The 21,043-nt window shown below is 47.0% G+C and carries 15 protein-coding genes and 2 tRNA genes; 11 read left to right on the forward strand and 6 right to left on the reverse strand.

Annotated elements, in window-relative coordinates; all coding sequences use genetic code 11:
- Window positions 1–29: 29 nt before the first annotated feature.
- The 3 genes from BMX44_RS05420 to BMX44_RS05430 form a co-directional block, all read right to left on the reverse strand.
- Complete coding sequence (locus BMX44_RS05420; protein ID WP_090629086.1) at window positions 30–1,517, reverse strand: glutamate synthase subunit beta; 1,488 nt, start codon at window positions 1,515–1,517, stop codon at window positions 30–32.
- A gap of 47 nt (window positions 1,518–1,564) precedes the next feature.
- A complete protein-coding gene (gene gltB, locus BMX44_RS05425) occupies window positions 1,565–6,163 on the reverse strand; it encodes a glutamate synthase large subunit (RefSeq protein WP_090629152.1) in 4,599 nt (1,532 codons plus the stop codon).
- A gap of 289 nt (window positions 6,164–6,452) precedes the next feature.
- The gene (locus tag BMX44_RS05430; RefSeq protein ID WP_090629089.1) at window positions 6,453–7,274 is read right to left on the reverse strand and encodes a S1 family peptidase; all 822 of its coding nucleotides are present in this window, start codon (window positions 7,272–7,274) and stop codon (window positions 6,453–6,455) included.
- Between the two features lie 173 nt (window positions 7,275–7,447).
- Here BMX44_RS05430 and gltX point away from each other — a divergent pair, with 173 nt between their 5' ends.
- From gltX to BMX44_RS05445, 3 genes are all read left to right on the forward strand, one after another.
- Complete coding sequence (gltX, locus tag BMX44_RS05435; protein WP_090629154.1) at window positions 7,448–8,845, forward strand: glutamate--tRNA ligase; 1,398 nt, start codon at window positions 7,448–7,450, stop codon at window positions 8,843–8,845.
- Between the two features lie 58 nt (window positions 8,846–8,903).
- Window positions 8,904–8,979: transfer RNA gene (locus BMX44_RS05440), tRNA-Ala, on the forward strand.
- Between the two features lie 31 nt (window positions 8,980–9,010).
- Window positions 9,011–9,086 (forward strand) — tRNA-Glu (locus tag BMX44_RS05445).
- A 420-nt stretch (window positions 9,087–9,506) separates the two neighbouring features.
- Here BMX44_RS05445 and BMX44_RS05455 read toward each other — a convergent pair.
- Window positions 9,507–10,064: a carboxymuconolactone decarboxylase family protein gene (locus BMX44_RS05455; protein WP_090629094.1), complete on the reverse strand. Its 558-nt coding sequence runs from the start codon at window positions 10,062–10,064 to the stop codon at window positions 9,507–9,509.
- Window positions 10,065–10,405: 341 nt separating this feature from the next.
- Between BMX44_RS05455 and BMX44_RS05460 the strand changes: the two genes are divergently transcribed.
- The 7 genes from BMX44_RS05460 (at window position 10,406) to BMX44_RS05490 (ending at window position 18,571) form a co-directional block, all read left to right on the forward strand.
- Entirely contained in the window at window positions 10,406–11,380 is a 975-nt protein-coding gene (locus tag BMX44_RS05460; protein WP_090629096.1) for an acetoin utilization protein AcuC, read from the forward strand.
- 295 nt (window positions 11,381–11,675) lie between these two features.
- On the forward strand, window positions 11,676–12,200 hold the full coding sequence (locus tag BMX44_RS05465; RefSeq protein ID WP_090629099.1) for a putative ATP-dependent zinc protease: 525 nt from the start codon (window positions 11,676–11,678) through the stop codon (window positions 12,198–12,200).
- Window positions 12,201–13,131: 931 nt separating this feature from the next.
- The gene (locus BMX44_RS05470; protein WP_090629102.1) at window positions 13,132–14,328 is read left to right on the forward strand and encodes a DEAD/DEAH box helicase; all 1,197 of its coding nucleotides are present in this window, start codon (window positions 13,132–13,134) and stop codon (window positions 14,326–14,328) included.
- Between the two features lie 557 nt (window positions 14,329–14,885).
- Window positions 14,886–15,107, forward strand: coding sequence for a translation initiation factor IF-1 (infA, locus tag BMX44_RS05475; protein WP_090629157.1), 222 nt, complete (start codon window positions 14,886–14,888; stop codon window positions 15,105–15,107).
- Window positions 15,108–15,668: 561 nt separating this feature from the next.
- Window positions 15,669–15,932: an RNA recognition motif domain-containing protein gene (locus BMX44_RS05480; protein ID WP_090629161.1), complete on the forward strand. Its 264-nt coding sequence runs from the start codon at window positions 15,669–15,671 to the stop codon at window positions 15,930–15,932.
- A gap of 315 nt (window positions 15,933–16,247) precedes the next feature.
- Complete coding sequence (locus tag BMX44_RS05485) at window positions 16,248–18,188, forward strand: AsmA family protein (protein ID WP_090629105.1); 1,941 nt, start codon at window positions 16,248–16,250, stop codon at window positions 18,186–18,188.
- A gap of 47 nt (window positions 18,189–18,235) precedes the next feature.
- Window positions 18,236–18,571 (forward strand): BON domain-containing protein, encoded by a 336-nt coding sequence (locus BMX44_RS05490; RefSeq protein ID WP_090629107.1) that lies wholly within the window; start codon window positions 18,236–18,238, stop codon window positions 18,569–18,571.
- A gap of 72 nt (window positions 18,572–18,643) precedes the next feature.
- Here the strand turns inward: BMX44_RS05490 and BMX44_RS05495 are convergent, their stop codons facing one another.
- Together BMX44_RS05495 and BMX44_RS05500 are read right to left on the reverse strand one after the other, a co-directional pair.
- Entirely contained in the window at window positions 18,644–19,585 is a 942-nt protein-coding gene (locus tag BMX44_RS05495) for a YihY/virulence factor BrkB family protein (protein WP_177167681.1), read from the reverse strand.
- A gap of 365 nt (window positions 19,586–19,950) precedes the next feature.
- A complete protein-coding gene (locus BMX44_RS05500; protein ID WP_090629112.1) occupies window positions 19,951–20,673 on the reverse strand; it encodes a 2OG-Fe(II) oxygenase in 723 nt (240 codons plus the stop codon).
- A gap of 218 nt (window positions 20,674–20,891) precedes the next feature.
- Between BMX44_RS05500 and BMX44_RS17200 the strand changes: the two genes are divergently transcribed.
- Window positions 20,892–21,043: methane monooxygenase/ammonia monooxygenase subunit C (locus BMX44_RS17200; protein WP_281246235.1), on the forward strand; the 152-nt coding region annotated here is incomplete at its 3' end.

Consider the following 21,043-nt stretch of genomic DNA (forward strand, 5'->3'; position numbering starts at 1 on the left):
TACGGACTGATACACTAAACGTTCCTATTTCAGGGTAGCGCTGTGGTACCCATCAGATACCGGTCGCATTCGCGAGCAGCTCCGCGCCCTTCGTAAATGGCCCAGACCACCAGGCTTTGACCGCGGCGCATGTCACCGGCTGCGAAAATGCCTGCTATATTGGTGGCATATAAACCTTCTTCTGCTTTGATATTTGTGCGTGCGTCCCGTTCCAGAGCCAGTTGATCCGCAATTGGATCTTCGGGGCCAAAAAACCCCATTGCCAGCAACACCAGATCAGCCGGCCATGTTTTTTCACTATTCGGAATTTTTTTGGGAAAAAAACGGCCATTTTCATCCTGCGTCCATTCAATGTCGACAGTGTGTAGTGTTTTGACGTGGTTGTCGTCGTCTCCTGCAAACTGTTCAGTCATGATCAGATAGCTGCGTGGATCATCGCCAAAGCAGGCTGCGGCCTCTTCCTGTCCGTAATCGAGGCGGTAGATTTTAGGCCATTCAGGCCAGGGATTGTCGGGTTGGCGCGTATCCGGTGGTCGAGCCATGATCTCAAATTGAGTGATACTTTTGCAGCCATGGCGCATTGCCGTTGCCACACAGTCGGTTCCTGTATCTCCGCCGCCAATGACGATCACATGTTTGTTTTTTGCCGAAATTTCTGTCTTGCTGTTGTAATCGTTGTCCAGCAGGTGCCTGGTATTGGCATGAAGAAAATCGATAGCAAAGTGAATTCCTTCAAGATTGCGCCCTTCGATGGCCAGATCGCGTGGCCGGGTGGCACCGCAACACAATACCACGGCGTCAAATTCCTCGCGTAATGCAGTTGCAGGAAAATCATCCGTGCCAATGGCAGTGCCGGTGATAAACTGAATGCCTTCCTGAGCCATTAGCTCGACGCGCCGTTGCACAACTGTCTTGTCGAGTTTCATATTCGGGATACCGTACATGAGCAGGCCGCCGATCCGGTCGGCGCGTTCATACACTGTTACCAGGTGGCCGGCGCGATTCAGCTGGGCAGCGCATGACAGGCCGGACGGCCCAGAACCGACAACGGCCACTTTTTTTCCGGTACGGTATCGCGGCGGTTCAGGGACAATCCAGCCTTCTTCAAATCCCTTGTCTGCAATCGCCTGTTCAATGGTTTTAATGGTGACTGGCGGTTCGATAATACCCAGCACACATGAGCCTTCACAGGGTGCAGGGCATACCCGTCCGGTAAATTCGGGAAAATTATTCGTTTTATGTAGGCGTTCCAGCGCCTGTTTCCAGAGCCCGCGGTATACCAGATCGTTCCACTCCGGAATCAGATTATTGATCGGGCACCCTGAAGCCATACCGCTGATCAGGGTGCCGGTATGACAAAATGGCACGCCGCAGTCCATACATCGACCGGCTTGTGTTTTGAGTTTTTGCGCTGGAAGGTGCGTGTGAAATTCATGCCAGTCACGAACCCGTTCCAGTGGGGGCCGGTTTTCAGGTAGCTCGCGTTGATATTCTATAAATCCGGTGGGTTTGCCCATTTCGCTGTCGCCTCCTGTTGTTGAGCATTATTAGCTTTCAGTTCATGCTAATTCCCGCTGACTCGCGCCATATCGTTTTTATTGTCCTCGAAGGCAGCCATAATGGCTTTTTCACCTGTCATACCCGCATTTTTTGCACGTGCGATCGCGTCCAGCATACGCCGATAATCTTTTGGCATGACTTTGATAAATCTGAACACGGTTTCGGTCCATTCCGCCAGAATCTTTTCTGCGTGTTTACTGAAGGTTGCGGCAGCATGTTGTGCGATCAAGCGTTTGACTGTTTCGATATCATCTTCGTTCAGCTTCTCAAGTGCGACGGTTTCAAGATTGCACAGACGGTGAAAAGTTTCGTGTTCGTCATAGACATACGCAATTCCACCTGACATGCCAGCGGCGAAATTTCGTCCGGTCGATCCGAGAACCACGACACAGCCGTTGGTCATGTATTCGCAGCCGTGATCGCCAAGACCTTCGATGACAACATGCGCGCCACTATTACGCACACAAAACCGTTCGCCGGCCATGCCGCGGATGTAGGCTTCTCCTCTCGTGGCGCCATAAAATGCCACATTGCCGACAATCATATTGTGCTCGGGTACGAATGTGGATTGTGGTGGCGGATACAGAACCAGCTTGCCGCCGGAAAGCCCCTTCCCAAAATAGTCATTGGCGTCTCCTTCCAGTTCCAGCGTCAGACCGGGTGGTATAAATGCGCCAAAACTTTGCCCTGCGGAACCCTGGAAGCGGAAATGAATGGTATCCTCCGGCAAGCCGTCCGGGCCAAATCGCCGGGTGATTTCGCTGCCCAGCATCGTCCCGACTACACGATTGGTGTTGCGGATGGACAAAGCGGCTTTTACATTTTCCCGGCGTTCCAATGCCGGTTCGGCCAAATCCAGCAGCGCCAGGTTATCGAGCGCATTTTCGAGCCCGTGGTCCTGCGGTATCTGGCAAAAATGCCCAACTTCAGGTCCGACTTGCGGTTGATACAGAATCTGTGAAAGATTCAGTCCCTTGGCTTTCCAGTGATTTACCGGCTGTCTGGCTTCAAGTCGATCAGTGCGTCCGATCATTTCATTGATCGTACGAAAACCCATTTGCGCCATTATTTCACGAACTTCCCGGGCGATGAAAGACATGAAGTTGACGGCATGTTCCGGATTACCGGTGAAATTTTTGCGTAATGACGGATTCTGCGTGGCTACGCCGACCGGACAGGTGTCGAGATGACAGACCCGCATCATAATGCATCCCATAGCAACCAGTGCGGTGGTGGCAAAGCCGAATTCTTCAGCGCCCAGCAATGCCGCGATCACAACATCGCGTCCGGTTTTTAACTGACCGTCGGCTTCGACCACAATACGGCTGCGCAGATTGTTCAACAGCAGCGTCTGGTGTGTTTCAGCCAGGCCGAGTTCCCAGGGTAAGCCTGCATGCTTGATACTGGTCAGCGGCGATGCACCGGTACCGCCGTCATGTCCGCTAATCAATACGACGTCCGCATGTCCTTTGGCTACTCCTGCAGCAATTGTGCCGACCCCGGCTTCGGATACCAGTTTGACGCTGATGCGGGCATGCCGGTTTGCATTTTTTAGATCGTGTATCAGCTGCGCCAGATCTTCAATTGAGTAAATGTCATGATGGGGTGGGGGTGAGATCAGTCCGACGCCCGGTGTCGAATAGCGTACTTTGGCAATCCAGGGATATGCCTTGCGGCCGGGCAGTTCACCGCCCTCACCGGGTTTGGCGCCTTGCGCCATTTTGATCTGCAGTTCTTTTGCCTGAGTCAGATATTGACTGGTGACGCCAAAACGCGCTGACGCGACCTGTTTGATGGCGCTGTTGCGTGAGTCGCCGTTGGCATCAGGAATATAACGGGCCGGATCTTCCCCGCCTTCGCCGGTATTGCTTTTGCCGCCGATTCGATTCATCGCGATGGCCAGTGCTTCGTGCGCTTCCTGACTGATTGAGCCATAGGACATCGCGCCACTTTTAAAGCGTTTGACAATGTTTTCTATCGGCTCTATCGACTCGATCGGAATCGGATTGTTCGCGTGTTTCAGTTCCAGCAGGCCACGCAGAGTAGCCAGTCGCCGGGACTGATCATTGATCAGCGCGCTGTATGCTTTGAACGTCGAATATTCACCGTTGCGGCAGGCCTTCTGCAGCAGATGTATGGTTTTGGGGTTAAACAGATGCAGTTCACCTTCTTTGCGATACTGATACTGACCGTAAACATCCAGCGCGGCTCGGTCATCAGGCAGCGACGGGAAAGCCCGCGCATGCTGCTGCACTGCCTCCCGCGCGATTTCGGCCAGGCCGATGCCACCAACCCGTGAAACCGTCCAGGTGAAGTACCGGTCAATCAGCGCCTGTTTCAGGCCGACAGCTTCAAATATTTGTGCACCGCAATAGGACTGTATAGTCGAGATGCCCATTTTCGACATTACTTTTACGATACCTTTGACAGCGGCCCGGTTATATTGATCTACTGCATCTTGATACTGAATACCGGGTAACATGTCTTCTTGGATCATATCGTTCAGGCATTCATAAACCATGTAGGGGTTGATCGCCTGCGCGCCATAGCCCAGCAACAGACAGAAGTGGTGAACCTCGCGCGGTTCGCCGGATTCAAGAACCAGCCCAACGCGCATTCGGGATCCGTTGCGGATTAAATGATGATGCAGCGCTGCACAGGCCAGCAAGGCTGGAATCGGCGGATGATCAGTGTCAATCTGTTTATCGGACAGAATCAGGATGGTTGTACCGGCGGCGATCGCCTGATCTGCGCTATCGAACAGTGCATTCAATGCCTGCTCGAGCGTCTCTCCGTTGTCAGCTGCCTTGAACAGGATCGGCAATGTTGCGCTCACCAGTCCGTGTCTGTTGAGCTGGCGCAGTTTGGTCATGTCCGTGTTTTTCAGGATCGGGGAATCAAGTCTGATTCGGCGGCAGTTATCGGCGCCCGGCCGCAATAAATCACTGTCGCATCCCAGAGTTAGCGTGGTTGCGGTAATCAGGGCTTCTCGAATTGGATCGATGGGCGGGTTGGTGACCTGGGCGAAAAGCTGCTTGAAGTAACTGTACAGTAACTGAGGCTGGTCGGACAGTACCGCAAGCGGTGTATCCGTACCCATCGATCCGATAGGCGGCACGCCGTGTGTTGCCATCGGCCCGATGATCAGGCGCAGATCTTCAAAACTGTAACCAAAGGCCAATTGTCGCTGCAGTGTTGCCCGGTGATCGCAGACGGGCGCTGGGTCCGGAGCAGTTGGCAAATCATCGATATGCAGCAGATTTTCATCCAGCCATTCGCGGTATGGACGCGCCGTGGCAATTGACTGTTTCAGCTCTTCATCACTGATAATTCGCTGCAGATGGGTATCGACCCATAGCATCCTGCCAGGTTTCAGTCGACGCTTTTCCAGTATTCGGTCAGGCGGCACGTCGAGCACGCCGACTTCGGACGCCATGATCACCAGATCGTCCTTGGTGATGTAATAACGGGACGGTCGTAAACCGTTGCGATCGAGCATGGCGCCAACGCCGGTGCCATCGGTAAAGGCGATGGATGCCGGTCCATCCCACGGTTCCATCAGGCAGCTGTGGTATGCATAGAATGCACGTTTCTCAGCATTCATGCTCTGATGGTTTTCCCAGGGTTCAGGGATCATCATCATCATTGCATGGGGCAGGCTGTAACCGTTCAAAGCGAGAAATTCCAGACAATTATCGAACTTGGCCGAATCACTGCCGTCCGCCTGGATTACAGGCAGCAGTTTGAGCAAATCATCGCGGAAAAAATCCGAGTCGAGCATGGATTGACGAGCACGCATCCAGTTCTCATTCCCTCGCAGTGTATTAAATTCCCCGTTGTGGATCATAAAACGGTTCGGATGCGCGCGCTCCCAGCTTGGAAATGTGTTGGTACTGAAGCGCGAATGAACCAGACCCAGCGCTGATACGATCGCAGGATCGGAGAGATCGGGATAAAAGGTGACGACCTGCCGTGGTGTGAGCATGCCTTTATAGACGATTGTGCGGCAGGACAGGCTGGGCAGATAAAAATACTGTCCGCCGTCAATTTGTCCGTAACGTATGGCATTTTCAGCCCGGCGTCGAATAACGTATAACTTGCGTTCGAAAGCCCAGTCGTCCGGCAATCCGTCATGCCGACCGATAAAAAGCTGACGAATGAACGGTTCGCATGAACGGGCGGTTGCTCCCAGATGAAAATTGTCAGTCGGCACACTTCGCCAGCCAAGCAAATGCAGTCCTTCCAGTCGAACGATTTCCTCCAGGTGCTTTTCACAGAGATGGCGCTGGTCTCTGTCCGGCGGCAGGAAAACCATACCGACACCGTATTGCCCCGGACCGGGCAGCTGAAAGCCGAGACCTTCGCAGGCTTGCTGCAGATACGCATGGGGGATCTGCAGCAGAATGCCGGCTCCGTCGCCGGTATTCTGCTCGGAACCGCATGCCCCGCGATGATCGAGGTTTTGTAAAACTGCCAGTGCCTGCTCGACAATTTGATGAGAGGCCTCACCCTTGATATTGACGACAAAGCCGATACCGCAGCTGTCATGTTCGAAAACGGGGTCGTAAAGCCCCTGTTTGCAAGGAATACCGTTTAGTGTCATGTTCGCATCCCTTCTGTTTTCAGTGAGTTTTGCAATGTCCGGCAAGCGGTGCATACAACACGACTATGCGGACATTCGAGTAATTATTATCCACTTTTTTTACAGTAATGGATATTGTTTGATAGCACGTTTTCGCAATTGAAAATGGCTGTTTGCGGTTAGACCGCAAACAGCCATTAATATCACATGGATAGCGTACTAAATTATTTAAACGTTTCGATTTTCGACCAGAGCCCCGCGTTGATGATCTGCGCAGTTCTGCGGTTTTGATTCGATTGCTGTGTAAACCCTACTGAACCGGAATCTTGAATTCTTTCAGCAAATTTACAATATATTTTCCCGGTATTGCATAGCTGATTCCACTGGGTGCGGATAACGCCGCTTCCTTGCTGCCTTTGACATACACCATGTTGATAATGCCATAGACTATCCCGGTATCGGGGTCGTACAATGGACTGCCGCTGTTGCCCGGGTAGGCTACGCCGTCGAGCTGAAACACCAGAAAGGGAGATTGCAGCTGCCTGATCAGTTTTGCATCCAGTTGTGTTGTGTTGTGTGCAGGTCTTATTATGGGTGTGATGGAAGAAATGATTGCCTGATGAGTAACCGGATAAAAGCCAAGTATCATACCGATAGGAAAACCGGTATATGCCATTCTTCTGCCTTCACGGATAGTGTCTGACTCTCCCAGCTGCATAACGGGTAATGTGGTGCCGCTGATTTTCAGTAAAGCGATGTCATGCGCCTTGTCGATGGAAATAATGGTAGCATCCCGAAGATCAGGCTTATTATCCTGTCCAGTGATGACCACATATTTCTCCTTTTTTTCCAAATCCAGTGATTCGGGTATAACATGCGCATTGGTAACGACGTGCAGGCCATCACCGACGACAAAGCCCGTACCTTTGAAGGTTATGGGCGGCGTGTTCATTTTCTGGTATGTGCCAATACCGACAATCGCCGGCTTGATCCTGGTAATGGTTTCTTCCAAATGTGCATTACTGTCAGATGATAAAATGAACAGATTGGCTGCAGTAAAAAAGAGCAATATTTTCCGGTCGCCGTATATATATAAACGCTGAAAGAAAGAGGATATTAATAAACAATTCATAATTAAAAAACTGTATTTCAGTCATGATAGATAAACTGGAAAATCATAAACCTAAATGACAAACAATGCCTAATACTTTGTTATCAGGGTTGAAAAAATGTTTTATATACAACAACCTCAGGATACAGGTACAGTATGACGGCATGCTATTTTTTTAAATTTTATTTCATATGATTGTACGAACCCGATTTGCACCCAGCCCGACCGGTTATCTACATATCGGTGGTGCGCGCACTGCGCTGTTTTCCTGGGCTTATGCACGCAAACATGGTGGTAAATTTGTATTGCGCATTGAAGATACGGATCTTGAGCGTTCTACCAAAGCGTCGATTCAGGCCATTCACGAGGGTATGTCCTGGCTGGAGCTGGATTACGACGAAGGACCTTTTTACCAGATGGAACGATTGCAGCGTTATCAGGAAGTAGCGCAGCAACTACTGGAAAACGGTCAGGCGTATTATTGTTATGCGAGCAAGGAAGAACTGGAACAAATGCGGCAACAGCAGCTTGCGGCCGGTCTGAAGCCAAGATATGACGGGCGCTGGCGTGATTCCAAGAAGACGCCGCCAGCAGGTGTCAAACCGGTAATTCGTTTCAAAAACCCGTTGTCGGGTTATGTGGCGTTTAACGATCTCATTAAAGGTAAAATCTCTGTTTCTAATCAGGAGCTTGATGATCTGGTGCTGATCCGTAGTGATGGAATTCCCACCTATAACTTCAGCGTGGTACTGGACGATCTCGACATGAGAATCACACACGTGATTCGAGGAGATGACCATGTCAATAATACGCCACGGCAAATCAATATTCTGAAAGCGCTGGACGCCGGTTTACCCGAATATGCGCATGTACCCATGATACTGGGTGCAAACGGTGAACGGCTGTCCAAACGTCATGGGGCAGTATCGGTGACCCAGTATCGTGACGACGGTTATCTGCCTGAAGCACTGGTCAACTACCTGGCAAGACTGGGTTGGTCTCACGGTGATGAAGAAATATTCAGCCGCGAACAACTGGTTGAATGGTTCGATCTGGCATCAATCAGCCGCTCACCGGCCAAATTCAATCCTGAGAAACTGCACTGGCTAAACCAGCAATACCTGAAAAAAACTGACAGCAACCGTCTGGCCGAACTGGTCAAACCTTTTTTGTCGAGAGACGATTGCAATTTCGATCAGGGTCCCGATTTGATCGCGGTTATTGATTTGCTGAAAGAAAGAGTTAACACGACAGAAGAGTTGGCTGATGCTGCCGTGTTCTTCTTTCGCCAGCTTGAGCCTTCCGAAGAGCTGCGACAGCAGTTTTATACCCTGGAGAGTAAAACGATATTATCGGAATTGTTGAAAAAACTGATTCAACTGGAAAACTGGAGCCGGGATGCGATCCACCAAACGATCAAGGAGACCGTAAAAGAGCTGGGCGTCAAGTTTCCAAAAGTCGCCATGCCGCTGCGTGTGATGGTGACGGGTGAGGTACATACGCCTTCAATTGACGCCATACTGGAATTGCTGGGACGCGATGAAACGCTCAAGCGTATGACCATCCAAATGGATAAATTTATGGATTCATAGACATGGAATCGCTTTACTTTGACCACATGCATCAGTATAATCCTTGTTCCTTTGATCAGGGGGTATAGCTCAGCTGGGAGAGCGCTTGCATGGCATGCAAGAGGTCAGCGGTTCGATCCCGCTTATCTCCACCAGTTTTTTAAAAGCTGACGCTATATTCACTAGGTCCCCATCGTCTAGAGGCCTAGGACATCGCCCTTTCACGGCGGTAACAGGGGTTCGAATCCCCTTGGGGACGCCACATAATATATAAAACAAACAGTTTATAGTTCTGTTCTGGCTTCACTTCATTGTCTTTTTTGGCGCGTAATCCGTAATCTGTACGTAATTCATGGATACGAAAACGTATACAACGACGAACGCGAGATATTCATCTTCATCCCATGATTTAGAGTGACCTGATTGCAGGTTAAGACAAAAGTAACTGCAACCTCTGGTTTTAATACATCCGATAATCTCCATCATGAATTACCGCCATAATCAGAGATTGATGCGCTGATCGAGCAAATTTCTGTTTTGGTCTTATCTCAATAAAAGCGGTGGTTTAACTTCCGGGTTTTGCTTGAATTTTGTCAATCGGTATTGAATATTTTCAATACCGATTGAAAGGTTCGAATTAGGAATTACTTCTAATTCAACAAAATTATCGCTGGATCTGTCTTCAATCACAGGTTGTCAGGCATTCCTTTCCTGAAGCCGGAACAAATGGGTAATCCAGGTCCGTTCCTGCAATGTGGTTGAAATAGTTGGTGAATATATTGATGCAGGTCACAGCCAAAACTTCCAGTATTTCTGCGTCGCTAATACCGGCATTCCTTGCATTAGCCAGATCGTCATCAGAGAGCTTGCCTTGCTTCTCGATAATTTGTTCGCTGAGCGTCAAGGCTGCCTGGGTTTTGGGGTCAACTGCAATACCTTTAAGGCTATCATGAATTTGATTCTCATCAAATTTCAATCTTCTGCCCATAGCGGCATGCGCTGAAGCACAGTAGTCGCAGTTGTTGAGACTCGCGACCCGCAACGCAATTTTTTCCTTGATCTGTGCGGAGATTTTACTACGGCCAAGGGCGGTGTAACCATCCAGCAAGAATCCCAGGGTAGCCGGAGAGTGTGCGGCTGTTTTGAAGATATTGGGTACTTGTCCGCGCAATTCCATCACACGGTCCAGAATTTCTTTGGATCCATTTTCAAAGTTTGAATTTATTTCGATACGTGCCATTTTTGCCTCCTAAATAATTGTTAACCAGATCCCGGCTACAACGATGCGCCAAACGTTTAAAGCATCGACGCCAGCATCTAAAAATAGTGATAGCTGACAATTGAAAAACGCTGCTTCAAAATCGGTTTTGAAATACTCCCGCAAAAGCGGTCATTCGTCAGCTGTTAGAATTATATAAATTATCAATAATGAAATAATTAGTCATTATGATAATTATTTATTTCATATATTGAAATAAACATGCGAACTAACTGGAGTGGTAAACAATTACCAGCTTTAGAAGGTGGCTGTTTTGTCTGTTATGATTGACTGAATATAGCTAATTCGGCAGTAACTGAACAATGAAAGCAAAAAATCCATGCTGTGTTTATCTGGGAGATGCGCTTGCGCGCTATGCATTCGGCGACAATCATCCTTTTGGCCCGTTGCGCCACAGTGCTTTCAGTGATGCATTGTACCAAAAACGTCTTGATCAGTTTGTCGACGTTCTGACGCCTGTTGCGACTACTCAGGAAATTCTGGAACTGTTTCATGAACATGATTACATTGAAAAAATCAAAGTCATGTCAAAATCGGGCAGCGGCTTTCTGGACCTGGGCGATACACCGGCATTTACCGGCATGTATGAAGCAGCGTTGACGATCGCGGGTACAGTTTGTAATGCCATTGATCGTGTTCTTGCTGATGAATATACGAGCGCATTCATACCCATCGCCGGCCTGCATCATGCACAACGCCATACTGCGGCAGGGTTTTGTGTCATTAACGATTGCGGCGTTGCCATCGAGTACCTGCGTCATAAGCATCACGTAAACAGGATTGCGTATATCGATATCGATGCGCACCATGGTGATGGTGTTTTCTACAGCTTTGAAAATGATCCCGATTTGATTTTTGTGGATTTCCACGAAGACGGCCAATATTTATATCCGGGAACAGGGGGTGTCAGTGAGACCGGAAAAGGTGACGCCAGAGGCACCAAGCTTAATATTCCAATGCCGCCCAATGCCGATGATCGATTATTTATGAAATCATGGCCGCAAGCCGAAGAATTTCTACGCTCAGGTAATCCTGAGTTCATACTGGTGCAATGCGGTGCCGACAGTATCTATGGCGACCCGATAACGCACTTGGCTTATACTGAAAACGTGCATAAGCATGTGATAACAAACGTTTGTCACATTGCCGGCGAATGTTGTGGTGGCCGTGTGGTGGCTATGGGCGGCGGTGGCTACAATCTCGACAATATTGCTAAAACATGGACTGCTGTTGTCAGCGCCCTGATTGGCGCAAACAAGCCTGGTAATGTCTTGTAGAAGCTGCAAAATGAAAATTCAGGAAAGCAGTTTCAAAAAGCTAGAAAGTATCAAACAGCTTTCCGCCCTGGCCTGCAAACACTACTGGCGGTAGCCTGTGATCATCTTCAAACCCTCAGACCCTTGAAAATCTCAACAGAAAATCCTATTGTCTAAGAAAGAACAGAAAATCGCTCGAATTATGCTTAGTTGCCATGGGGTGTGTATTGAATGATGACCCGGTGACAAGCATCATTTTCTGAATCAATTAATAATCTATCAGTCAATAAATGACGCCAGTTATAAAAGGAACAACATGAGTTTTTTATTTAAAAAAATATATTTACTTTGTTCAGTTTTCCTGCTAGCAGTAGGAATAAATGCGCCGTCGCTGGCCCTGGATGGACCCCCTGCGGCATTGGAGCGCATTGATCCACACAAAAAAGTCATCACTCCTGAAGAATATTTCTGGATTGAAGGCCAGGCACGGTTTTCCGCCCGCGTTGATAGCGGTGCAAAAAGCACCTCGATACACGCAGTCGAAATCGAGGTTGAGGACGCTGCTGATACCATGATGGACAATGTTGGCAAACAGGTTAATTTTACCATTGTGAATGAAGAAGGTAAGACCTGGTCGCTTTCAAGGCGTATCAGTTCTGTAACAAAGGTACGTAATTCACAGGGTGTTGAATACCGCTATAATGTGCCGCTGCGCCTGGGCTGGAACGGTATCAATAAAACGGTTGATGTGAATTTGCGGGACCGCAGTAAAATGACGTACAAGTTATTGATCGGCCGGGACTGGATGAATCGTGAGGTGGTCATCGACCTGGAACATTGACGCTATTATTGATTGGGTAACGAGCGCCGGGTTACGATTCACTTCAAAGACTCGCAGCAGAATACAGTGATCGACTATCTCAAAAGCGGAATGGACAATTTCTTGGTAAATTGACCCGCTTACCAGCAGGTAATATGCCGAACAAACAGCTGAAATGGTTTATAGCCAGCAGCATCCGTATCCACCTAACCCCGGTTTACCGGTAGGCTTCGAATTGATGACGACTGTTTTTTTTCGTGCATCAGCACATGCGCAAACACGATATCGGTTTTTTCCTCGATCTTATGGCGGGACTGCTAGTAGACTGAGCACGATGGTGTGTTTGGATAACTACTGAGTACTGTTAACCTGTTATTACATAGTGGTGACGACACGGTTTGTTCAAGAACGGTTTGTTTGTCAATCCGTTCATGAAATGAAGGCTGTCTGTGTATGGTTAATCGGTGTGACTTTTTAACTCTTGTTTTTTCTTGTCATTACCTGTATCATGTGCGGTTGAGTTTTCTATTCAAATAGAACATTTGTAATTGATTTGATTATCTATCACGTCAGCGTCATAACAGCCAATCTGTCAGACATAACTTTGAATAGCTTCTAAATCTGCTAGCACGCTGATTCAAAGCTTTTATTTAAAAAATAAACCGTCTCGGTCCTGCACATTGCAGGCGATATAAAGATTCCGGCTATATATAACGTTTATAGCGATTAAGCTGCCTATTCAAACCAAGCGCAAGCAAAGGTGCAGCAAAACGGTTTACTCATACCAAACAAATATGAATCTTCGCCGTCGAGACGGCGGATTTCAAATTGCTGGATAGCAGAGCAGTCTATACTGCTCGATCTAAACTCACTTCGTTAGTTTATAACTGCAGGCGCGTAACCGCATTAATCGAAAGCGCGGTCATGACACTTGCCATCAATAAGAGAATCCATGAAACATTTTAATTTGCTGGGGCTTCCTGAAGCCCTGAATCATGCGCTGCATCAAATGCATTTTACCGAGCCGACTCCCATTCAGGCCCAAACCATTCCTCGTGCGCTGGAAGGCCGCGATATTCTGGGCTCGGCCCAGACCGGGACAGGAAAGACGGCCGCCTTTGGTATTCCGCTTGTCGCCCGGTTGTTGTCAAACCCGCGGGGATCGGCATTAGTGATGACGCCGACACGTGAACTGGCGACACAGGTGATGAGTCAATTGCAGGCGTTGCTGGGCAGGCAAAGCGGGATCAAAACAGCGCTGCTGATTGGCGGCGAATCCATGCCGAAACAGATCAAACAGCTTCGCAACCGGCCACGGTTGCTGGTGGGAACGCCCGGGCGCATCAACGATCACCTGCAGCAGGGAAATCTCAAACTGCACGACACCGGCGTTCTGGTGCTGGATGAAACAGACCGTATGCTGGATATGGGCTTTACAAGTCAGATCGAGAGGATCCTGAATTTTATGCCCAAAACACGCCAGACCATGCTGTTTTCGGCGACCCTGCCGGACAACATGGTCCGGATAGCCGGGAAATATCTTAATAACCCGGTGCGTGTCGCTGTAGATAAAACGATGACGCCCGTGAAAAAAATCCGCCATGACGTGCTGCGCGTTACTGAGGAAGAGAAGTACCGCAAACTGTTGTCTGAACTGGACGCGCGCACCGGATCAGTGATTGTGTTTGTCAAAACCAAATATGGCACTGAGAAAATGGCGAAACAGCTCTCCAGGGCCGGCCATAACGCCGACGCCATTCATGGCGACCTGCGTCAGAATAAGCGCGATCGCGTCATCATGAATTTCAGGAACCAGAAATACCGTATTCTGGTTGCGACCGACGTGGCAGCGCGAGGGCTGGACATACCGCATATCGAACATGTCATCAATTACGATTTGCCGCAATGTGCGGAAGATTATATTCACCGTATAGGCAGAACGGCCCGCGCTGGCGCGGAAGGCTCCGCCATGTGTCTGGTGACACCGGCGAATACCGGAAAATGGAATGCGATCAACCGGTTGATGAACCCTGGCTCTGTCAGTAAAAAGCCAAACGAACAGAAATACAAAAAACGTCCAGGTAAGCCAGGCGGCTTTAAAAACAGCGGCAAGAAATATAATAGAGGTATCAATAGAGTTGCCGCCTGAGTTGCAGTCATTGTCAAAACCGGCATACAGCCGGAACTTACAATATTTCGGGAGTATGTCAAATACAGCGGCATCTGGCCGCTGACAATTTGATACCGGAGTGACAACAAATATCAGTTTGGACACTTTGATTTCAAGGCCATTCATATCCTGTTTTGATTGAAAGCAGGTCCGTTAATACGGATTTCTTTCTAACGCTCAAAAACATGGTCGAATTGTTGGCACGGGCCAGTAATTCATCTGTTTTGTATGCATCAAAATTGCTGGCTGTTTAATGTTTTAAACAGCCAGATGCATATCACTGGCATCTGTTTGAAACAGATTTCAAATTTTCGAAACGATTTTTCAGGAAGCGTCTGAGAAAATAATTCAGCGAGCGATGCGGTTCTGAACACATCGCAATACACTTACACAAGCCGGTGCGATCTCGGTTTTTATTTTTTTCGCTGTCATCTCGTCCACGTTTTTATCAGATTCGGTGCTTCCTTTGTTTTAAAACATCAATCACGGCGATGATGTTTTCATTAATCGCTGTATATCAGCTCGGAGGTAATATTATGTCTAAAGAAGAACTTATAGAACTGGAAGGAACGGTAACGAATGTATTGCGTAACCAGTGTTATCGTGTGGAACTGGAAAACGGTAAAGAAGTTCAGGCTTATACATCAGGTAATATGCGTCGTTTTAGAATACGTATAGTGCTGGGCGACAAGGTAAAACTGGAAATGTCTCCCTACGATTTAACCAAAGGCCGAATCAACTATCGTATGAAAAAATAAGACGTGACTCAGTAACCTGCACATTGAATTAATATGTGTCAATTGCTCTGTCCTGATTGTCTTTAGCCTGAGGGTTAAGGATAACAGGGCAGAATGATCAGACGTCAACACTAAAATAAGATTTGTAGCAGCATCAGAAGACTGTGAATGGTCATTCACACTGAGCCATGCTACTTGTTTGCAAATCGACTCAAAGACCGATAAAAAATTATTTTATCCTCTTATGACAGCTGTTTAATAATGGGTAAGATTTTCACTTTACAAGAAAGCTTTGTTCAGATAGCATCAAAAGCGTATTGAGGTGAACATGAGCATTTGTTCAATCAAGAAATTCAAGACCCAATCCCTGCTCCATCCCGGTAATAGTTGAAGTTTAACAACTAAATTCACTGAATCTGGGCACATGCTGTGCTTGTAATAGGGATAAGCAAGCAACCTGTTGTTTTGTTTGTCTACAAACGATATCAATCAGCATTGTGTCATTTGACGTGTTGTATGTTCGGTAAGTGCAATTCTCATACAGCATACTGCTACCCTTCTTCTCACAAAAAAGGACATCTTTTGAAAAGATTATTTGTTGGGAATCTACCGAGTAACGCGACTGAAGCCAGTGTCATAGAACTATTTTCGGAATGTGGCAAAGTACATTCTATTAAGCTCGCTGTAGATATGTTCAGCGGAAAATGTATTGGCTTTGGATTTATTTCAATGGAAGGTCATGAGGCCAGAGCAGCTATTGAAAAGCTCAATGGTTATATGTTTGGTGACAAATCACTCAAAATCAGGTTTGAAGATACCTCGCGAAGGAAAGGCAGACGTCGCTGATTTGGATCTGAAAGAAACTATACAGCCCAGCTTGGGTCTGCCTGGAGAACAGACTATAAAAACAGGAATGCAGTCATTGCATAAATTGAACAAGGTGTGCCCGAATTTCGGAGTAAATTGTTCAAATCAGCCAGATCATTGGCAACTAAAGCGTTGTCCAGAATATGTGTCTTGAGTTGCAGATTGTTTACAATAGAAACTTAATGAAATGACATTGATCTGCATCACAGCAGAACGAGGAGTATGATAAGTGGCATATAACAAGTGCTTCTTTTGATTGTGTGACAAGAACCGAATCTTAATGATAGAAAAGCTATGGCCATCTTCAAATGGATCGTAATTGTGCTGCTCTCTCTGTCGCTATTGATTGCCGCAGTGATTGCACTGATGGATTGGAATTGGGCGCGTGACTATGCTGTTCGACAGCTGAGTGAAATCACGGGGCGGTCGCTGGTTATAGAAGGTGATATGGATATTGACTGGTCTTTGGCACCACATATTCGACTTGAGCGCATCAGGCTTGAAAATGCGTCATGGAGTGAACGGCCATATATGATCGAAATTTCGGCGTTAGAGCTTCGGGTTGATTTGCGCAGTTTAATAACAGGGAAAATCGTGCTGCCTGAAATTTTACTGCTCAACCCTGCCGTATTTCTAGAAAAATCCGCCGATGGCATGGCAAACTGGGAACTTGACATAGCTCCTGTAGGCGATCCGGTACCGGATGCACGCGCTGAATTTCCTGTTATTGAGCGGCTCATAATTGAGAATGGATTGCTTGTTTATGTCGATCCGACTGCTGATACCGATTTAAAAGCAGCACTTTCCTTAGTCAGCGGAGTGGAAAATGATAGAGAATCGTTCACTTTACAGGCTGAGGGTAAGCTGCAGGGAAAGTCGTTACACGTTGATTTGAAAGCCGACCCGTTGCTTGCGCTGCAGGAGACTAATAAACCTTATAAACTGGCTTTGGATGTCGGATTGGACGATACGGCCGCTAAAATCACTGGTACGTTACGACAGCCACTTCAGCTGAAAGGTATGGATGTCTATTTCGAAATACACGGACCTAATCCCAGTCGTGTATCTGACATTATAGGCTTTCCGATGCCGGATCTGCCGCCATTTAGATTAAAGGGTGAAATATCCCGAAATGGTGATATCTGGAAATTCACTGATTTTGATGGACGTGTGGGTGACAGCGATCTAACCGGAAATATTGATGTCGATTTAGGTCAAAGCCCGATTTATATCAAGGCTGATTTGCGTTCTCAAAAACTTGATCTGGATGATCTGGGTCCTCTGATTGGTATAGCACCGGAAACAGGAGAAGGAGAAACTGTTTCGGCAGCACAACGGAAAGAAGCCAGAAAGGAAGAAAAATCGCCAACAGTATTACCTAAAGATGAAATTGATTTTGAAGCATTGAAACAAGTGAATGCGGACATTCATTTGCGCGGCAAACGCGTTGAATCCGGATTACCTGTAGATGATCTGATTATGAAGGTCCACATTGATGGTGGTCGACTGACTCTTGCGCCGTTGAATTTCGGGGTCGCAAGCGGTAATTTACGGTTGCATATAGAGCTGGACGCAAGTCAAAATCCGGTCACCAGTAAAATTGAAACCGAAATCCGGCGTGTGCGTTTGTTTGAGATTTTGAAATATTTTGACATCGCTGATGAAAGCGCAGGATTGGTGGGAGGGCGTGCCGTATTTTGGTTTAATGGCAATTCCATTGCGCAGATGTTGGCTGCAGCCGATGGTGGGTTGTTGATGTTAATGACAGGTGGGCAATTTGATGGTCTGCTCATTGAAATTGCCGGGCTTGATATAGGTGAGTCGCTGGTTGCATTATTTGGTGACCAGACGGAGACTGATATCAACTGCGCTTTTATTGATCTGCCGACTGAAAACGGCCTGATGAAAATGGAGACGCTGGTTGTGGACACGAAGGATACTGTTTTCCTGGGAAAAGGCACGATAGATTTGTCCGATGAAACGCTGGATCTTGTCATCGATCCAAATCCTAAAGATTTAAGCCTGTTCTCGGCGCGTGCGCCGCTTCATATCGGTGGACGCTTCAGTAGCCCGGATTTTGTCCCCGGCTCATCGGCGATCTTACGGGGTGCTGCTTCTCTTGCATTGTTACCTTCGGCTCCAATTGCAAGCCTGATCTCGTTATTGGATGAGGAAGGCGGAGAGGAAAACGTACACTGTACCGGTCTGGTGGAGGCTATCAATGAGGCTCGTTGATGATGTTAGATTCGCAATGATGTAGTTTATGAATGGACTAATACAAAATGATTAAGATGACGGTTGATAATAAACTGTGTCAATACAGGTATATTGTCGGATTGTTGACAATCATGACTTTGCTAAGTGGTTGCGCCGGTCTGTTAAATCCTGAAACTATAGAATCAGAACCGCGTGAGGATGTGATTCTGGCGATGAAAATTAAATCAAGGTTGATTGAATCGAATGAATTGAGCGCTGCTGCCATTCATGTGGATGCCAAGGATGGCGTGGTGAAATTGACCGGTTTTGTTGAAACATCTGCTCAACAGGCACTGGCCAGTCAGATAGCACAACAAACCGATGGCGTCATTCAGGTTGAGAATTTACTGGAAGTGAAATGAATCTGAAACAATGACTGTAGCAGCTGGGACAGTGATTGATTGTTGTGGCCAGATGCAAAGCCATATCAGGGCCTAACTCTGGTTATTAGACTGATCTTCAACAGAATTATTGGCTTCTAAATTTTGATTGACAACTTTTACCGCATATTTATTGGCAGGCATGTTCAAACCGGCATTTTCATTAAAGCAATAAGTAAATGCAGCGCCGAACAAAAATATGACCGATGCATAATATACCCATACCATAATAATCATTATGGAGCCAGCCGCTTGATATAGATTGGCCACATTTGAATTACTGATATAAAGTTTGATGAAATACATTCCTATAAAAAATAATACAGCAGTAAAAATGCCGCCGATCAATACGCTTTTCCATGGAAGCCGTACATCTGGTAGATATTTGAATATCAGCATAAACAAAAATGCTGTGATCAGAAGAGGAAGCGCGAACACCGTGATTTCAACAATCAAAACCGAAAGAGTTGGTATAACGTGAACCAGCAATTGGCTGAATTTTGCAACCAGTGCATTGATTGTAAGTGAAACCACAAGAATGAAGCCAATACTGAGCAGCAGGGCAAATGAGATAATACGGTCCCGCAGCATTTTAAACCATCCGGCATTAGGTCTGGGCTTAACCATAAAGAGTGTGTTCAGCGCATCCTGAATAGTGACAAATACAGTGGTGGCAGTGAATAATAGTCCGCCAATGCCAATAAATGTCGCCCACCATGTACCTTCGAAAAGCCCGGCTATGCGTACTGTATTGGCAAGCTGTGCTGCGCTCTCTTGACCGATTAGATCAGCCAGATCGCCAAAAATTGTTTGTCGCACAGTTTGCGGGTCATAAAATAAGGTAGTAGTAAACAATATGACCAGCAGCATCGGAGGCAGTGTAAATATAGTATAGTATGATAGCGCTGCAGCGCGAACCAATGCATTGCCCTGTTTAAATTTTTTAACACTGTTGACTAAAACATCCCGAATAAATCCGAATTTGTTTGTGATCATATTCATGGTCGATACGCGGAGCTGATAAACTTAATGCCTACATAAACACATATGCTATTGGACCAGAGTTCGCCGTATTAAACTTATTAGATATTTTCTGTGTATGTTGTATAAGAGTTTTGTTTGTGATCTGTATCAGAGTCTCGATTATCAAATTCCAACAAAAAACTCATACCGGTATCCAAAGAATGTTTTGGTATTACGACAGCTTTGTTAAAAAAATCTTGTAGTATTTCTAAGCGTCGGTGTGTCCAGTATTATCATTGTACCTTTGAAACAAATCAAACTTGTTGTAGAGAAAATTAACGGATCTTCAGAAATTGGATGTATGACTCTGATTCGAATAAGTTAATTTACAATATAATTTATGCTTTTTCAGTAGTTGGTGCCTGCCCATAGAGCTGTGCGGCGGGTCTGTACATCAACCAGGAAGCCAGCACGTATTTGTCGTTCGAGGTGGGAATATGACCGCGATGAGTGTGGGTAAAAATACACGGTGCGATGATCAGGCTGCTCTGGACCGGTTTTATTTTCACTTGCTGATAATAAAATTCAGTCTCGCCGCCTTCGCTGACATCATTCAGGTAAAGCACCCATAGCAGAGCCCGCCGCAGCGTTCGCTGGCTGGAATCTGTGGGATGCGGATAATGCTCCGAGTGCCAGTGATGATAACCCCCTTGTCCTTGCGTGTAGCGCTGAAGATTAATACCGTCAAGCATGTACATTGCGTTAATTAAACTGGTCAGTTGCGGATCACCCATTTTTTCCAGGTCGTCATGAAGAATCGCGCGCATTTTCTGTGTTTGCGTGTCGAGAATACCGGGTGAAACGGCGCCGGTAATTAAAAACGGAAACAGCCGCGCGTAACGTACGATTGCGTTAATGATCGCCTGATTGATTGTCTGACACTCCCGCTGCCAGCCTGGTTGTCCGCTGATATAAAGATCCATGCTGTCTTTTTTTGCTTTATCGAATCCTGCCCCGGTATGGCCTGGTTGTTTCTGTGAGTCCTGTTCAAATTTGCTGATGAGATGCTGGCAAGTTTCGGGGGAAAGCGCGTGTTTAAATTCTCTAATAAAATTTTCCATCGACTGTCAATGTTCTGGCACGCAGGATTGGCGTCAGTCTGCGGCGAGTAATAGGATTAGTTATTGTGCGACGACAGTGCTTGTAAAGTCAATCACGTCCGCTGTCCAGTCACCGGGCGTAAAAAACCATTTTTTCAATGAAACTTTTTCTGATAATAGTCGCCATAAGAACATGGTTTCTTGTAAACGAGAATAACAAATCAAAGGAGTGAGAAAGTATGGCAACAACAATGGGAACGAGTGGCGCTGCGAGTGCTGACTACGACATGTCATTGTGGTACGACTCCAAGTACTACAAGATAGGTCTTGGGCTGATGCTTGCGGTAGCGATATTCTGGATTTGGTATCAGCGTACATTTGCGTATTCGCA

Source organism: Nitrosomonas marina, from assembly GCF_900110145.1.
GTDB lineage: Bacteria > Pseudomonadota > Gammaproteobacteria > Burkholderiales > Nitrosomonadaceae > Nitrosomonas > Nitrosomonas marina.

What these genes read in the sequence shown, in the direction of transcription:
- BMX44_RS05460 (WP_090629096.1), top strand. Translation starts at nt 10,406, where the DNA reads ATGAAAGCAAAAAATCCATGCTGTGTTTATCTGGGAGATGCGCTTGCG.
- BMX44_RS05500 (WP_090629112.1), bottom strand. Translation starts at nt 20,673, where the DNA reads ATGGAAAATTTTATTAGAGAATTTAAACACGCGCTTTCCCCCGAAACT.
- infA (WP_090629157.1), top strand. Translation starts at nt 14,886, where the DNA reads ATGTCTAAAGAAGAACTTATAGAACTGGAAGGAACGGTAACGAATGTA.
- BMX44_RS05465 (WP_090629099.1), top strand. Translation starts at nt 11,676, where the DNA reads ATGAGTTTTTTATTTAAAAAAATATATTTACTTTGTTCAGTTTTCCTG.
- BMX44_RS05455 (WP_090629094.1), bottom strand. Translation starts at nt 10,064, where the DNA reads ATGGCACGTATCGAAATAAATTCAAACTTTGAAAATGGATCCAAAGAA.
- gltB (WP_090629152.1), bottom strand. Translation starts at nt 6,163, where the DNA reads ATGACACTAAACGGTATTCCTTGCAAACAGGGGCTTTACGACCCCGTT.
- BMX44_RS05470 (WP_090629102.1), top strand. Translation starts at nt 13,132, where the DNA reads ATGAAACATTTTAATTTGCTGGGGCTTCCTGAAGCCCTGAATCATGCG.
- BMX44_RS05495 (WP_177167681.1), bottom strand. Translation starts at nt 19,585, where the DNA reads ATGATCACAAACAAATTCGGATTTATTCGGGATGTTTTAGTCAACAGT.
- BMX44_RS05430 (WP_090629089.1), bottom strand. Translation starts at nt 7,274, where the DNA reads ATGAATTGTTTATTAATATCCTCTTTCTTTCAGCGTTTATATATATAC.
- BMX44_RS05490 (WP_090629107.1), top strand. Translation starts at nt 18,236, where the DNA reads ATGATTAAGATGACGGTTGATAATAAACTGTGTCAATACAGGTATATT.
- BMX44_RS05420 (WP_090629086.1), bottom strand. Translation starts at nt 1,517, where the DNA reads ATGGGCAAACCCACCGGATTTATAGAATATCAACGCGAGCTACCTGAA.
- BMX44_RS05485 (WP_090629105.1), top strand. Translation starts at nt 16,248, where the DNA reads ATGGCCATCTTCAAATGGATCGTAATTGTGCTGCTCTCTCTGTCGCTA.